Annotated in this window: 15 protein-coding genes; 12 read left to right on the top strand and 3 right to left on the bottom strand. The window is 72.4% G+C overall.

Annotation, left to right across the window (positions count from 1 at the left end; all coding sequences use genetic code 11):
- Positions 1–35 precede the first annotated feature (35 nt).
- From pafA to ACZ50K_RS22290, 12 genes are all read left to right on the top strand, one after another.
- Complete coding sequence (gene pafA, locus ACZ50K_RS22345) at positions 36–1,397, top strand: Pup--protein ligase (RefSeq protein ID WP_468905714.1); 1,362 nt, start codon at positions 36–38, stop codon at positions 1,395–1,397.
- Positions 1,398–1,544: 147 nt separating this feature from the next.
- Positions 1,545–2,546, top strand: coding sequence for an FKBP-type peptidyl-prolyl cis-trans isomerase (locus ACZ50K_RS22340; RefSeq protein ID WP_468905711.1), 1,002 nt, complete (start codon positions 1,545–1,547; stop codon positions 2,544–2,546).
- 41 nt (positions 2,547–2,587) lie between these two features.
- Positions 2,588–2,965, top strand: coding sequence for an FKBP-type peptidyl-prolyl cis-trans isomerase (locus tag ACZ50K_RS22335; RefSeq protein ID WP_468905709.1), 378 nt, complete (start codon positions 2,588–2,590; stop codon positions 2,963–2,965).
- A 145-nt stretch (positions 2,966–3,110) separates the two neighbouring features.
- Complete coding sequence (locus ACZ50K_RS22330) at positions 3,111–4,070, top strand: helix-turn-helix transcriptional regulator (protein ID WP_468905707.1); 960 nt, start codon at positions 3,111–3,113, stop codon at positions 4,068–4,070.
- A gap of 17 nt (positions 4,071–4,087) precedes the next feature.
- On the top strand, positions 4,088–5,050 hold the full coding sequence (locus ACZ50K_RS22325; RefSeq protein WP_468905704.1) for a helix-turn-helix transcriptional regulator: 963 nt from the start codon (positions 4,088–4,090) through the stop codon (positions 5,048–5,050).
- A gap of 82 nt (positions 5,051–5,132) precedes the next feature.
- The gene (locus ACZ50K_RS22320; protein WP_468905701.1) at positions 5,133–5,456 is read left to right on the top strand and encodes a hypothetical protein; all 324 of its coding nucleotides are present in this window, start codon (positions 5,133–5,135) and stop codon (positions 5,454–5,456) included.
- Positions 5,457–5,498: 42 nt separating this feature from the next.
- Positions 5,499–5,699, top strand: coding sequence for a hypothetical protein (locus ACZ50K_RS22315; RefSeq protein WP_468905699.1), 201 nt, complete (start codon positions 5,499–5,501; stop codon positions 5,697–5,699).
- A gap of 203 nt (positions 5,700–5,902) precedes the next feature.
- Positions 5,903–6,199, top strand: a complete 297-nt coding sequence (tatA, locus tag ACZ50K_RS22310) for a Sec-independent protein translocase subunit TatA (protein WP_468905696.1) — start codon at positions 5,903–5,905, stop codon at positions 6,197–6,199.
- A gap of 83 nt (positions 6,200–6,282) precedes the next feature.
- Positions 6,283–7,248, top strand: a complete 966-nt coding sequence (gene tatC / locus ACZ50K_RS22305) for a twin-arginine translocase subunit TatC (protein WP_468905693.1) — start codon at positions 6,283–6,285, stop codon at positions 7,246–7,248.
- A 16-nt stretch (positions 7,249–7,264) separates the two neighbouring features.
- The gene (locus ACZ50K_RS22300; RefSeq protein WP_468905691.1) at positions 7,265–8,155 is read left to right on the top strand and encodes a diacylglycerol kinase; all 891 of its coding nucleotides are present in this window, start codon (positions 7,265–7,267) and stop codon (positions 8,153–8,155) included.
- Between the two features lie 57 nt (positions 8,156–8,212).
- Complete coding sequence (locus ACZ50K_RS22295) at positions 8,213–11,050, top strand: DEAD/DEAH box helicase (protein WP_468905688.1); 2,838 nt, start codon at positions 8,213–8,215, stop codon at positions 11,048–11,050.
- A 90-nt stretch (positions 11,051–11,140) separates the two neighbouring features.
- A complete protein-coding gene (locus tag ACZ50K_RS22290) occupies positions 11,141–11,857 on the top strand; it encodes a helix-turn-helix domain-containing protein (RefSeq protein WP_468905685.1) in 717 nt (238 codons plus the stop codon).
- Here ACZ50K_RS22290 and ACZ50K_RS22285 read toward each other — a convergent pair.
- The 3 genes from ACZ50K_RS22285 to ACZ50K_RS22275 are packed head-to-tail and all read right to left on the bottom strand — an operon-like array spanning position 11,779 to position 15,269.
- Positions 11,779–12,780 carry an RluA family pseudouridine synthase gene (locus tag ACZ50K_RS22285; protein WP_468905682.1) on the bottom strand — a complete coding sequence of 334 codons (1,002 nt, stop codon included), beginning with the start codon at positions 12,778–12,780 and terminating at the stop codon, positions 11,779–11,781. The genes ACZ50K_RS22290 and ACZ50K_RS22285 overlap by 79 nt on opposite strands.
- Before the next feature lie 53 nt (positions 12,781–12,833).
- Positions 12,834–14,393 (bottom strand): serine hydrolase, encoded by a 1,560-nt coding sequence (locus ACZ50K_RS22280; protein WP_468905679.1) that lies wholly within the window; start codon positions 14,391–14,393, stop codon positions 12,834–12,836.
- A 36-nt stretch (positions 14,394–14,429) separates the two neighbouring features.
- Positions 14,430–15,269, bottom strand: coding sequence for a siderophore-interacting protein (locus tag ACZ50K_RS22275; RefSeq protein WP_468905677.1), 840 nt, complete (start codon positions 15,267–15,269; stop codon positions 14,430–14,432).
- Positions 15,270–15,276: the final 7 nt, after the last annotated feature.

The raw sequence follows: 15,276 nt of genomic DNA, 5'->3' as shown, positions 1-15,276 counted from the left end.
GTTTCAGAACACAGCTGACGGCGTAATGTTCAGTCATGGACCGCCGCATTTTCGGGCTGGAGAACGAGTACGGCGTCACGTGCACGTTCAGGGGACAGCGCCGACTGTCTCCTGACGAAGTGGCGCGCTACCTCTTCCGCCGTGTTGTGTCATGGGGCCGCAGCAGCAATGTCTTCCTGCGGAACGGCGCCCGCCTGTACCTCGACGTGGGGTCGCATCCGGAATATGCAACTCCCGAATGCGACAACGTGACCGAACTGGTCACCCACGACAAGGCCGGCGAGCGCATTCTCGAAGGTCTGCTGGTCGACGCCGAACGCCGCCTGCACGAGGAGGGAATCGCGGGCGACGTCTATCTCTTCAAGAACAACACCGACTCGGCGGGCAACTCCTACGGATGCCACGAGAACTATCTGGTGGCCCGGCACGGGGAATTCTCCCGCCTCGCGGACATCCTGATTCCGTTCCTGGTGACAAGGCAGCTGATCTGCGGGGCCGGCAAGGTGCTCCAGACCCCCCGGGGCGCGGTGTACTGCGTGAGCCAGCGCGCCGAGCACATCTGGGAGGGCGTCAGCTCGGCGACCACCCGGTCCCGGCCGATCATCAACACCCGGGACGAGCCGCACGCGGACGCGGAGCGCTACCGGCGCCTCCACGTGATCGTCGGGGACTCGAACATGTCCGAGACGACCATGCTGCTCAAGGTCGGGGCGACCGACCTGGTGCTGCGCATGATCGAGGCGGGCACGGTGATGCGGGACCTGACCCTGGAGAACCCGATCCGGGCGATCCGCGAGGTCAGCCACGACCTGACCGGTCAGCGCAAGGTGCGCCTGGCCAGCGGCCGGGAGGCCTCCGCGCTGGAGATCCAGCGGGAGTACTACGAGAAGGCCGTGGACTTCGCCGAGCGCCGGGGCATCCGCACCGGCACGGTGGAGCAGGTGCTGGAGCTGTGGGGCCGGACCCTGGACGCGATCGACGCGGAGGACCTGGACCGGATCGGCACCGAGATCGACTGGGTCATCAAGTACAAGCTGATCGAGCGGTACCGGGAAAAGCACAGCATGACCATGTCGAACCCGCGAGTGGCCCAGATAGACCTCGCCTACCACGACATCCACCGCCGGCGGGGGCTGTACTACCTGCTGGAACGGAAGGGTCAGACGGCGCGGATCTGCAACGACCTGAAGATCTTCGAGGGCAAGTCGGTGCCCCCGCAGACCACCAGGGCGAGGCTGCGCGGGGACTTCATCCGGCGGGCGCAGGAGCAGCGCCGGGACTTCACGGTGGACTGGGTGCACCTGAAGCTGAACGACCAGGCGCAGCGCACGGTGCTGTGCAAGGACCCGTTCCGGTCGGTGGACGACCGGGTGGAGAAGCTGATCGCCGGCATGTAGCCGGTGCCGGCGGGCCGGGGCCCCGTACGCCGAAGGACGGCGTACGGGGCCTTCGCGCGCGCGTGTGCCGGGTGGGGCCCGGTGGGCGGCTACTTGTGCGTAGAGTGGCGGGGACCCGTGGCCCCTACCAGTTACCAGAGGACCTCTGTGCGACGCCGACTTGCAGCCGCCCTCATCGTGCCGGCCCTGATGCTCACCGCGGCCTGCGGCGACAGCGACGATTCCGGGAAGGCGGAGGCCGAGTCCTCGCAGTCGCCCGCGTCGGGTGCGCCCAAGCCGGTGGACGCCGCGGACCCGATGCCCACCGTGGCGGGGGACACCGGCAAGAAGCCGGCGATCACCGTGCCCAAGGGCGAGCCCAGCGGGAAGTTCGTGGTGAAGACCGTCACCGAGGGCACCGGCCCGGTGGTGAACAAGAACGACTCGGTGGTCGTCAAGTACACCGGCAAGGTCTGGAAGAGCGGCAAGGAGCTGGCGCCCGGTTCCTATGACGAGGGCGGCTCCCCGCTGGTGATCACGGCGGGTTCGCCGACGATGCTGCCGATGTTCTCGGAGGCCGTCACCGGCAAGAAGGTCGGCAGCCGGGTGCTGGTGGTGGCCCCGCCGGCCGCCGCCTTCGGCGCGCAGGGCAACGAGCAGGTGGGGGTCGGCCCGACCGACAACCTGGTGTTCGTGGTGGACCTGGTGCAGCCGCTGCCGAAGAAGGCGGAGGGCACCCAGGCGCCGATCGCCGCGGACCTGCCGCAGGTCTCGGCGGACAAGGAAGCCGCCGCGGAGATCAAGATTCCCAAGAACGACCCGCCCAAGGGCCTGGTCAGCAAGGTCCTGATCGAGGGCAAGGGCCCGGTCGTCAAGAACGGGCAGATGGTCTACATGCAGTACAGCGGTGCCGCCTGGAAGCCGAACGCCGGCAAGGACAAGGCCACCCTGTTCGACACCTCCTGGAAGACCGGTTCGCCGTTCGTCACCGCGATCGGCACGGGCCAGGTCATCGAGGGCTGGGACAAGGGCCTGGTCGGCAAGAAGGTCGGTGACCGGGTGCTGCTGGTGATCCCGCCGGAGCAGGCCTACAAGGACCAGGACAAGGGCGCGGACCTCCCGGCCAACTCGACTCTGGTGTTCGTCGTCGACATCGTCGGAGCAATGTAAGACTGTTCCCGATTGACCGGTTTGAACTGAGGAGCAGTGCAGTGAGCAAGCAGCTCGAGAAGCCCGAGATCGACTTCCCCGGCGGCGAGGCCCCGAAGGACCTCGTCATCGAGGACATCTGGGAGGGCGACGGCGCCGAGGCCAAGGCCGGTTCCCGGGTCTCCGTCCACTACGTGGGCGTGGCCTTCTCCACCGGCGAGGAGTTCGACGCCTCCTGGAACCGCGGCGCCCCGCTGCAGTTCCAGCTCGGTGTCGGCCAGGTCATCGCGGGCTGGGACCAGGGCGTCCAGGGCATGAAGGTCGGCGGCCGCCGCAAGCTGGTCATCCCGGCGCACCTGGCGTACGGGGACCGCGGCGCCGGCGGCGCGATCGCCCCGGGCGAGACGCTGATCTTCGTGTGCGACCTGATGGCCGTCTGATCGGCGCAGGCTGATCGGCACAGGCTGATCTGGGCAGGGCCCCCGCCGGACGGCGGGGGCCCTCGCTTTTGCCGGGGCGCGCCGGGGCGGTACGGTCACGGCTGGTAGGTCCGGTCGGGTGTGGAGAAGGTGGGGGCGGGCGTCGATGGCGATTGCCAAGGCCGAGCGGTTGATGAACCTGGCGCTGTGTCTGCTGGGGACCCGCCGGCCGCTCAGCAAGCGCGAGCTGCGGGGTTCCATCGAGGCGTACATGGAAGCCGGCAACGACGAATCCTTCAACCGCATGTTCGAGCGGGACAAGGACGATCTGCGGGAGCTCGGTCTGGTGATCGAGACCGTGGAGAACCTGGACGGGGACATCGGCTATCTGGCCCGGCGGGACAGCAACACGCTGCCGCCGGTCTCGCTGGACGCCGAGGAGGCCGCCGCGCTCGGGCTCGCCGCCAAGGTGTGGCAGCAGGCACGGCTGGCCGGCGCGGCCAGCGGGGCCCTCCAGAAGCTGCGGGCCGGCGGGATGCCGGAGGCCGAGGACCCGTACGAGGGCCGGCACAGCGCCATCGAGCCGCGGATCCCGGTCCACGAGGCGGCCTTCGAACCGCTGATGCTGGCCTGCCGGGACCGCCGCCCGGTGGTCTTCGACTACCGGAAGTCCAACGCGGCCCGGCCGGAGCCCCGGCAGGTGGAGCCCTGGGCCCTGGAGTGCTGGCGGGGCCACTGGTACCTGGCCGGCTTCGACCGGGACCGCGGCGCGGAGCGGGTGTTCCGGCTGTCCCGGATCACCGGCAAGGTGCGCTCGCGGGCCGGGAAGTACACGGCCGAGGTGCCCGACGTGGTCACCGTCCGGGAGACCGTGGCCGAATGGGCCGGTGACATCACCGACCGGACGGCACTGATCCGGCTGCGGGCCGGCGCGGGATACCCGCTGCGCGCCAAGGCGGCCGTGCTGCGCGAGGGCGTCGCGGAGGGCTGGGACGAGCTGGAGATCCCCTACGGGCACGGGCTGGACGCCTGGCTCGTGGAGTTCGGGCCGGACGTGGTGGTGATGGAGCCCGCGGACCTGCGGGCCGATGTGGTGGACCGGCTGCGCGCCGTGGCCCAGGGCTGAGGGGACTCGTACCAGCGATGGCTGCGAACGCGATTGACCAGACCCGGCGGATGCTGTCCCTGGTGACGTACCTGCGGGAACGCCCGGGGGCGCACGTCGCCGACGTGGCGAGGGCCTTCGGGATCAGCGAGGACGAGCTGATCTCCGACCTGGACGTGCTGCCCATGTGCGGCACCAGTTTCCGGGGCGGGGACCTCCTCGACATCGACACCGACGGCGAGCGGATCTGGTGGCGGAACCCGGACGCCTCCGGGGAGTCCACCGCCGAGCCGCTGCGGCTGGCCGCCGACGAGGCGACCGCCCTGCTGGTGGCCGCCCGCGCGGTGGCCACCCTGCCCGGGCTGCGGGAGAGCGACCGGGACGCGCTGCTGCGCGCCACCGCCAAGCTGGAGGCGGCCGCCGGGGAGGCGGCCGGGGCCAGCGCCCGGCTGTCGGTGACCTTCGAGTCCGAGGGCGGGGTCTTCGCGGACGTGGACCGGGCGATCACCGAGGGGCGGCGGCTGTGGCTGCGCTACTACTCGCCGGCCCGCGACGAGCTCACCGAGCGGACCGTGGACCCGATCCGGCTGTTCGCGGTGGGCCACACCTATCTGGAGGGCTGGTGCCACCTGTCGGAGGCCCGGCGCACCTTCCGGCTGGACCGGGTCGCGGAGATCCGGCTGCTGGACGAGCGGGCCGAGCCCCCGGCGATCGAGCCCCGGGACCTGTCCGAGGGGCTGGTCCAGCCGGCCGCCGAGGACCCCGAAGTGGTGGTCGAGGTCGGCCCGGGCGGACGCTGGGTCGCCGAGTACTACCCGCACGACAGCGCGGCCGAGCTGCCGGACGGGGGCCTGCGGATCACCCTGCGGACCCCGGACCCGGCCAGCCTGCGCCGGCTGGCGCTGCGGCTGGGCCGGGACGGCCGGATCGCCGAGCCGGCCGGTCTGGCCGACAGCGCCCGCCGGGCGGCCGCCGAGGCCCTCGCCCACTACGGCGAGTAGCCCGGCACCGCCGGGGCCGGGCCGGATTCCGCCGGGCGGGCGGCTGCGGAGGACAGGGATCGTACGGGGCGAGGGGGCGACGGTGAGGGCAGGGAACTCCGGCGGGCCGGACGGTCCGGGGGACGGCTCCGGAAAGGGTCGGACCGGTGGCGCGCACGGTGCCGCTTCGGGCGGTACGGCGGGCGGCACGGCCGGCGGCGTCAGCTTCAAGGCCGGCTGCCCGGACTGCCGGGCCCGGTTCGAGCTCGCCGCGGGCGCGCTCCGGCTGGTGGTCGGCGGCAGCCGCCGGACCACCTTCTACTCCTTCACCTGCCCCGAGTGCGGGGCCGCCGTCCGCAAACCCGCCGGGGAGCGGATCGTGGAACTCCTCACCGGCGGCGGTGTCAGCACCCTGCGCAGCGTCTGAGGGCCCGCCCGGCCCGCGGCGGGCACGGACTATGCTCGGTGCATGCTGTGGCCCATGCTCGCCGTCGCCCTGGGATTCCTCGGGCTCGCCGTCCTCGCCGTACCGGCCCTGAGGGTCGGGGCCGAGGCCAGACGGCTGGCCCGGCAGGTCGCCGAGTCCAGCCGGCGGCTGACCGAGGTCTCCGCCGACCTCGAACGCGCCGCCGAGGACCTGGCCCGCACCGGGCACGCGGTACGCCGCTAGCGCGAGTCCGGCCGGTCGGCCGCGGGTTCACACACCCGTCGCGGCCCGTTCACACCGCACGTCCGGCGCAAGCCGGGGTACCCCGGGGGATTGCCGGGCGTTTACCCCTGGGGGTTACGATCCTTGGCAGCAGGTCAACGGACTTCCGTTCGGACCTGTCGCAGTCACCACCTCCAGCCGCTCCCGGTGAGAAGGAAGTCAACATGATCGGCAATCTGAAGCCTCTCGAGATCATTCTGATCATCGCTGTCATCCTGCTGCTGTTCGGTGCCAAGAAGCTCCCCGAGATGGCCCGCTCCCTCGGCAAGTCCGCCCGCATCCTCAAGAGCGAGGCGAAGGCGATGAAGAAGGACGGCGAGGACCCGCAGGCCGACGCCGCCCCGCAGGCCACCGCGCCGGCCGACGCCCCGCAGGCCGCTCCGCGCACCATCCAGGCCGCTCCCGGGGACGTCACCAGCTCCCGTCCGGTCAACGAGACCAACCGCACCACGCAGGGCTGATCCGGGCACTTCCGGATCCACCGGGCACCTCCGGATCCACCGGTCGTACCGTCAGCCAGCTGTAACGAGACAAGGGACGTGGGTTGCTCAAGTCTGCCCGCAAGCAGGGGAAACCAGGCAAGCAGGACAAGGACGCCGAAGGGCGCATGCCGCTTGTCGAGCACCTGCGTGAGCTGCGAAACCGGCTGCTGAAGTCGGTCCTGGCGATCCTCGTGATCACCATTGTGGCGGCGTTCTTCTACAAGGACCTCATCGACTTCCTGCTGAAGCCGATGCTGGACTCCGTGGGCTGCACCGACGGCGTCGTGTCGCAGCGCAACGGACGGCCCTGTGCCGACATGACCGTGAACGGTCTGATCGCGCCGTTCTCGATCGCCCTCAAGGTCTCCTTGATGGCCGGTGTGGTGCTGTCCGCGCCGGTGTGGCTCTACCAGCTGTGGGCCTTCGCCGCCCCCGGACTGCACAGCCACGAGAAGAAGTACGCGATGAGCTTCGTCGCGATCGGTGCCCCGCTGTTCGCGGCCGGTGCGGTGCTGGCGTACGTGATCCTGCCGCAGACCGCCACCATCCTGCTCGACTTCACCCCCGAGCACGCGCGGAACCTGCTGCCGGTCGACGACTACCTCGACCTGGTCACCAGAATGGTGATCGTCTTCGGTCTGGCCTTCGAGCTGCCGCTGCTGCTGGTGCTGCTGAACTTCACCGGGGTACTGTCCGGCAAGCGGCTGGGCAGCTGGTGGCGCGCCTTCATCCTCGGCATCACGGTCTTCGCCGCCTTCGCGACGCCCACCGGCGACCCGCTCACCATGCTGTCGCTGGCCGGCCCGATCGTGGCCCTCTACTTCCTCGCCCTGGGCGTCTGCCTGCTCAACGACAAGCGGCGCGCCCGCAACGACCCCGATGCCGGGCTGGACGACGACGAGGCCTCCGAGCTGGACCTGACCCCCGCCCCGGTGGGCGGGATCGAGCCGGTCGCGGCACCGGCCGCGCTGCCCGAGCAGGCCGACGGCGCACGCCACCGGATCAACGGTTTCGACGACGCCACCTGACAGGTACATTGCGCTGGTGAGCGCCGAGATCACCCTCTTCGTCAATCCCACCGCCGGACGCGGCCGGGGCGCGCGGGCCGCGCAGCCGGCCGCTTCCGCGCTCCGGGCCGCCGGGTTCTCCGTCCGCACGGTGGTCGGCACCGACGCCGAGGACGCGCTGGCCCGGCTGCGGGCCGCCGCCCGGGAGGGCACCGGGGCGGTGCTCGCCGTCGGCGGGGACGGCATGGTGCACCTCGCGCTCCAGGCCCTGGCCGGGACCCGGACCCCGCTCGGGGTGGTCGCGGTGGGCACCGGCAACGACTTCGCCCGCTCGCTGGGCCTGCCCGTACGGGATCCGGCGGGGGCCGGGCGGCTGGCCGCGGAAGCCCTCAAGGAGGGCCGGATCCGGCCCGTGGACCTGGGCCGGGTGGACGGCGGACGCTGGTTCGGCACCGTCCTGTGCTCCGGATTCGACTCCCGGGTCAACGACCGGGGCAACCGGATGCGCTGGCCCTCGGGCCGCTTCAAGTACGACCTGGCGATGCTCGCCGAGCTGGCCGCCTTCCGGCCCTTCCGCTACCGGATCACCCTGGACGACGGACCCGCCGTCGAGACCGAGGCCACCCTGGTCGCGGTCGGCAACGGATCCTCCTACGGCGGCGGCATGCGGATCTGCGCGGACGCCGTCCCCGACGACGGGCTCTTCGACGTCACGGTCGTCGGGGACTGTTCCCGGGCCACCCTGCTCAAGGTGTTCCCGCAGGTCTACAAGGGGACGCATCTGGACCATCCCAAGGTCACCGTGCACCGGGCGGCCAGGATCCGGCTGGAGTCGGCCGGGTTCACCGCCTACGCCGACGGGGAGCCGATGGGCCCGCTGCCGGTGACCGCGGAATGCGTCCCGGGGGCGGTCCAGCTGATCGGGTAGCTGATCAGCTAAATGATCGCGACTGTTGTCGGAGGGGGCGGGTAGGCTCGAAGCAAGATGACCGAGGACCTCTCTCCCGCCGAGCGGTACGCCGCTGCCCGGATCCGCGCCGCAGAGGAGGCCACCGCGCTGGCCCCCTTCCGCGAGATGTACGAGTTCGGCCTGGACCCCTTCCAGATCGACGCCTGCAAGGCCCTGGAGTCCGGGAAGGGCGTGCTCGTCGCGGCCCCCACCGGTTCGGGCAAGACCATCGTCGGCGAGTTCGCCGTCCACCTCGCCCTGACCCAGGGCCGCAAGTGCTTCTACACCACGCCCATCAAGGCCCTGTCGAACCAGAAGTACGCCGACCTGGTCAAGCGTTACGGCGCCGACAAGGTCGGATTGCTGACGGGTGACAACAGCGTCAACTCCGACGCCCCCGTGGTGGTGATGACCACCGAGGTGCTCCGCAACATGCTGTACGCGGGCTCCCGGGCGCTCATCGGCCTCGGATACGTGGTGATGGACGAGGTGCACTACCTCTCCGACCGGTTCCGCGGGGCCGTCTGGGAAGAGGTGATCATCCACCTGCCCGAGTCGGTGACCCTGGTGTCCCTCTCCGCGACGGTCTCCAACGCCGAGGAGTTCGGCGACTGGCTGGACACCGTCCGCGGGGACACCGAGGTGATCGTCTCCGAGGAGCGGCCCGTCCCGCTCTGGCAGCACGTGATGGCCGGCCGGCGGGTCTACGACCTCTTCGAGGAGGAGTCCGACCACGGCGGCCGCGGCTCCGCCCGCCGCGAGGTCAACCCCGACCTGCTGCGCATGGCGCGGGAGGAGAACACCCGTACGTACAACCCGCGCGAGCGGCGCCGGGGGAAGATGGTCCGGGAGGCCGACCGCGAGCGGGAGCGCCGTTCCCGCAACCGGATCTGGACCCCGGGCCGCCCCGAGGTCATCGCCCGCCTGGACAGCGACGGGCTGCTGCCCGCCATCAACTTCATCTTCAGCCGGGCCGGCTGCGAGGCGGCCGTGCAGCAGTGCCTGTTCGCCGGGCTGCGGCTGAACGACGAGTCGGCGCGGCTGCGGGTCCGTGAACTGGTGGAGCAGCGGACCGCCTCCATCCCCGCCGAGGACCTGCACGTCCTGGGCTACTACGAATGGCTGGAGGGCCTGGAGCGGGGCATCGCCGCGCACCACGCGGGCATGCTGCCGACCTTCAAGGAGGTCGTCGAGGAGCTGTTCGTCCGCGGGCTGGTCAAGGCCGTGTTCGCCACGGAGACCCTGGCGCTGGGCATCAACATGCCCGCGCGGACGGTGATCCTGGAGAAGCTGGTCAAGTGGAACGGCGAGCAGCACGCCGACATCACCCCCGGCGAGTACACGCAGCTGACCGGCCGGGCCGGCCGCCGGGGCATCGACGTCGAAGGCCACGCGGTGGTGCTGTGGCAGCGCGGAATGGACCCGGTGGGGCTGGCCGGACTGGCCGGCACCCGCACCTATCCGCTGCGGTCCAGCTTCCGCCCCTCGTACAACATGGCCGTCAACCTGGTGCAGCAGTTCGGGCGGCACCGGTCGCGGGAGCTGCTGGAGACCTCGTTCGCGCAGTTCCAGGCGGACCGCTCGGTGGTCGGGATCTCCCGGCAGGTGCAGCGCAACGAGGAGGGCCTGGAGGGCTACCGGGAGGGCATGACCTGCCATCTCGGGGACTTCGCCGAGTACGCGCAGCTGCGCCGCGACCTCAAGGACCGCGAGACCGAGCTGGCCAAGCACGGCGCCTCCCAGCGCCGGGTGCAGGCGGCGGCCGCGCTGGAGCGGCTCAAGCCGGGCGACGTCATCCACGTGCCCACCGGCAAGTTCGCCGGGCTGGCGCTGGTGCTGGACCCGGGAGTGCCGGCCGGCCGGTCCAACGGGCACCGGGGGTACGAGTACCAGGAGGGCCCGCGCCCGCTGGTGCTGACCGCCGAGCGGCAGGTCAAGCGGCTGGCCGGGATCGACTTCCCGGTGCCGGTGGAGCCGATCGAGCGGCTGCGGATCCCCAAGTCCTTCAATCCCCGCTCCCCGCAGTCCCGTCGGGACCTGGCCTCGGCGCTGCGGACCAAGGCGGGGCACCTGGTGCCGGCCCGGAACCGGCGGGGCCGGGCCGAGGCGGCGGACGACCGGGAGATCGCCCGGCTGCGGGCCGCGCTGCGGGCGCACCCCTGCCACGGCTGCGACGAGCGGGAGGACCACGCCCGCTGGGCGGAGCGGTACCACCGGCTGAAGCGGGACACCCGGCAGCTGGAGAGCCGGATCGAGGGGCGGACCAACACCATCGCCCGGACCTTCGACCGGATCCACGCCCTGCTGACGGAGCTGGACTACCTCCGGGAGAACGAGGTCACCGAGCACGGCCGCCGGCTGGCCCGGCTCTACGGCGAGCTGGACCTGCTGGCCTCGGAGTGCCTGCGGGCCGGGGTGTGGGAGGGCCTGAGCCCGGCCGAACTGGCCGCCTGTGTCTCCGCGTTGGTGTTCGAGGCGCGGCAGTCCGACGACGCGGTGGCGCCGAAGGTGCCGGCCGGCGCGGCCAAGGAGGCGCTCGGCGAGATGGTGCGGATCTGGGGCCGGCTGGACGCCCTGGAGGAGGAGCACGGGATCAAGGCGGCCGAGGGGGTGGGCCAGCGGGAGCCGGACCTCGGTTTCGCGTGGGCGGCCTACCAGTGGGCCTCGGACAAGAGCCTGGACGAGGTGCTGCGCGAGGCGGAGATGCCCGCCGGGGACTTCGTCCGCTGGTGCAAGCAGGTCATCGACGTGCTGGGACAGGTGGCCGCGGCCGCTCCCGGGTCGGCGGACGGCGGCAGCACGGTGGCGCGGAACGCCCGCAAGGCCGTGGACTCCCTGTTGAGGGGTGTGGTGGCCTACAGCTCCGTCGGCTGACCCTCTTCGGATCTTCCTCCGAAGTCCAGGTTGGTGCGGTCTGATCTCTTGCCATGATCGTTTTCCTGTGTGCTGTGGGACGATCTGGCCATGACGGACGTGGAACGACGGGTGGGGCGGCCGCGCGCCGACGGGCGAAGACGGGTGACCGGCCGGCCGCCGCGCGAGGAACTCCTCGACGCGGCGGCCGAGCTGTTCACCCGCGCCGGGTACGGGGCCACCACCACCCGTGAGGTTGCCCGGCAGGCCGGGATGCGGCAGGCCACGATGTACCACTACTTCGGCGGCAAGGAGGACCTCCTCGCCGAACTGCTGGAGTCCACGGTCGCCCCCTCGCTCCGGCTGGCGGGCCGGCTGGCCGGGGACACCGGACGGCCGGCCGCGCTGCGCCTCTGGGAACTGTGCCGGGCCGATGTGCTGGTGCTGTGCGGCGGGAGCCGCAATCCGGGCGCGCTCTACCTGCTGCCCGAGGTCAGCGGTGACCGCTGCGCCCCCTTCCGCCGGATGCGGGGCGAACTGAAGTCGGTGTACCGGCTGTTGCTCGCCGAGGCGGCCGCCGCCGAAGGGCTCCGGTGGGACCGGGCCGGGCTGGACCTCCGCAACGACCTGGTGTTCGGCCTGATCGAGGGGGTCGTCCTGGTGCACCGGTCGGACCCGGACCGGCCGGTGGCCGAGTTCGCCGGGGCCACGGCCGACGCGGCCCTGCGGGTGGCCGGGGTGAGGGTCCCTCAGCCGCCGTCCGGTGCCGGACCGTCCGCCGCCCCCGCCGCCGGTCCTTCCGAGGGGCCGTCCGCCCAGCCCTCGTAGTCGGTCCAGGCCCGCAGGGACCGCCCGCTCCGGAAGCGGTGCGCGGTCCCGGTGACGGGGTCGGTGAACTCCAGTCGGCGGGCCAGCAGCTGGAGCGGCCGCCGGTAGTCCTCCGGTGCCGGATCGGTGACCTCCGGATAGACCGGGTCCCCCAGGATCGGCAGCCCCAGGGAGTTCATGTGCACCCGCAGCTGGTGGGTGCGGCCGGTGTGCGGGGTCAGCCGGTAGCGGCCCAGACCCGCCCGGTGCTCCAGGAGCTCCACCGTGGTCTCGGCGTTCGGCTCGCCCGGGACCTCCACGGCCGCGATGATCCCGCGGGTCTTCTCGATCCGGCTGCGCAGGGTGCGGGGCAGGGCCAGGGCCGGATCGTGCGCGGCCAGCGCCTCGTACTCCTTGAGCACCGCCCGCCGCTGGAACAGCAGCTGGTAGGCGCCCCGGTCCTCGGGACGGACGCTGAACATGACCAGTCCGGCGGTGAGCCGGTCCAGCCGGTGGGCGGGGGAGAGGCCGGGCAGGCCGAGCTCGTCCCGGAGGCGGGCCAGCGCGGTCTGGGTGATGTGGCTGCCGCGCGGGGTGGTCGCCAGGAAGTGCGGTTTGTCGACCACCAGCAGGTGCGGGTCCCGGTGGACCACCCGCAGCGGGAACGGTACCGGGGCCTCCGGCGGCAGCTCCCGGTGGAACCACAGGTATCCGCCGGGCCGGTAGGGGTCCCCGGCCGACAGGCTGCGGCCGTCCGCCCCGAGCACCCCGCCGCGGGCCAGCAGTCCGGCCACGGCCGCCGCCCCGGGGCCGCCCGCGTAGTGCGCGGTCAGGAAGGCCCCGACGGTGGGATGCCCGGCCTCGGCGGGCATCCGCAGCCGGACCGGGTCGATCCCGGAGCGCTGGGGCAGCGGGGAGGGCGGGGGCGGGGTGCGGCGTCTCATCTCGGGCCCCAGCCTAGGCCGTCTCCTCCGGCCCAGGCGGTGCGTGCAGGAGGTCAGTGGGCGCGCCGGAAGGTGCCGAGGCCGGTGGTGTCGAGGTATTCGATCCGCAGGGTGCCGTCCCGGCCGAAGACGGCCCCGGTGGGGCCCACCGCGTTCTCCCCGCGGGTCTCGAAGCTGAAGGTGTCCCCGGAGTAGTGGGCGAGCGGGAACCGCATCGGGCCCGGTCCGAGTTCCAGGACCAGTCCGCCGGTCCGGCCGTCGGCGGCGCGGACGGTGGCCTTCCCGTAGTACGGGCTGTCGTACGTGCCGGTGTACGCGGCGTCCTCGCGGGCCGGGGCGGGCTCGGCCGGGGGCTTCGCGTAGTCGGTGGCGGAGCGTGCGGCCTGTTCCTCCCCGGCGTACAGGGAGGCGATCAGGGGCAGCCAGTCGGTGGTGGCCCGGCCGTGCTCGGCGGTGTCGAAGAAGTTCAGGGCCACCGCGTCCGCGAGGCCGACGGGGGAGCCGTTGGTGAGCACCACGATGCCGAGCTGCTCCAGCGGGAGCAGGGTGACGTTGGTGTTGGAGCCCAGGGCGAAGGCCCCGGAGTGGGAGAGTCGGAGCCGGCCGGCCTGGTCGTAGGAGACGTTCCAGCCCAGCCCGTAGAAGCCGGGGTCCCCGTCGGGGGGCCGGGGCTGCCGGGAGACGACCGCCGGGACCCGGGTGGCGTCCAGGGACTCCGCGGGGATGATCCGGTGCCCGTCGAGGGTGCCGTTGCCGAGCTGGAGGCGCATCCAGCGGGTGAGGTCGGTGAGGTTGGAACTGGCCCCGCCGGCCGGTGCCTGGGCGTCGGCGTCGCGGGGCGGTCCGGGGCGCCAGGTGCCGTCCGGGCCGCGGACATGGGTGACGGCCCGGTTGGCGGCCTTCAGGTAGTCCGCGTGGGTGGTGGAGGTGTTCTTCATGCCGGCGGGCTTGAAGAGGGTGTCGGCGCTGAGCTGCTGCCAGCCGACCCCTTTGGCGCGGGCGACGGCCTCGGCCGCGGCGGTCAGCCCGAAGTTGGTGTAGGCGTAGCTGTCGCGGAATCCGCCGAGGGGTTCCAGCCGCAGGTGGTCCAGGACGTACTTCTGGTCGTAGCCGAGGTCCTCCAGGAGGTCCCCGGCGTGGTCGGGGAGTCCGCTGCGGTGGGAGAACAGGTCGGCGAGGGTGACATGGCCGGTCACCCAGGGGTCCTTGAGGGCGAATCCGGGCAGCCGGACCGGCCGGTCCCAGCCCTGGCCGGGGGCCGCGCCGTCCGGGATGGTCCCGGCGACCACGGTGGAGGAGAGCGGCTTCGACAGCGAGGCGATCTGGAAGACCGTGCCGGGGTCGACGCGGGCCTCCCGGCCCGCCGCACGCACCCCGAACCCCTTGGCGTAGACGACCTCGCCCCGGTACACCACGGCCACGGCCGCGCCCGGCACTCCGGTCTCGGCCATGCCCTCGGTGACGTACGGGTCGAGCCCGGCGAGGGCGGAGTCCACCTGCTCCCGGGTCAGCTGGGGCTGGGGGAGCGGGGGCGGGCTCGGCGCGGCAGCGAGGGTGGCCGCGGCCACCAGCAGCACGGCCCCGGCGGCTCCGATCGCACGCAGCCGGTTCATCTGGCCATTGTCGCGCCGTACCGCCGGTTCGGCAGGTCAGGCGTGGGTGAGGGACTCCTGCTCGGCCTCGACCTGGGCGTTCCAGTCGCGCTTGATCGCGCGCCAGCTCTCGTCGGTCTCGCCGAGCCGCCAGTAGCCGGAGATCGACATACGCTCGCGGGCGATGCCGCGGTCGGCGCGCAGGTGCCGGCGGAGCTCCTTCACCACTCCGGCCTCGCCGTGCACGAAGGCCTGGACGTCGGTGGAGGGGAAGTCCAGGGAGGTGATGGCCTCCAGCAGGGCCTCGCCGACCGGACGGCCGCGGCGGTGCAGCCAGACCGGGGACACCCCGTCCGGGGTGGCGATCCGCTGCTCGTCGGCGGGCCCGTCGACCTCGACGAAGGCGTGCACCCGGGCGCCGCGCGGCAGCCGCTCCAGGGCGGCGGCGATGGCGGGCAGGGCGCTCTCGTCACCGGCGAGCAGGTGCCAGCCGACGGCCGGGGCCGGGGCGTAGGCCCCGCCCGGTCCGAGGAAGTGCACGCTCTCGCCGGGGACCGCGCGGGCCGCCCAGGGACCGGCCAGGCCCTCGTCCCCGTGGACCACGAAGTCGATGGTCAGCTCCCGGCGGGTGGAGTCCCAGGCGCGGACCGTGTAGGCGCGCTGCCGGGGCCACTCGGTCCTCGGGTGGCTGCCGCGGATCTGCTCCAGGTCCCAGGGCTCCGCGTAGCGGACGCCCTCGGGGGCGAACAGCAGCTTCACGTAGTGGTCGGTGAACTCGCCCGCGCCGAACCCGGCCAGTCCGTCTCCGCCCAGGACGATGCGCACCATGTGCGGGGTGAGCCGCTCGGTGCGTACGACGACTGCGGTGCCGACTGTGCGGCCGGGTCCTGATGCCACGGCTGAC

This window comes from Streptomyces sp. NPDC033845 (assembly GCF_055576225.1).
Note: the sequence above shows the minus strand (reverse complement) of the source record. Positions and strands in the feature narration are given on the sequence as shown.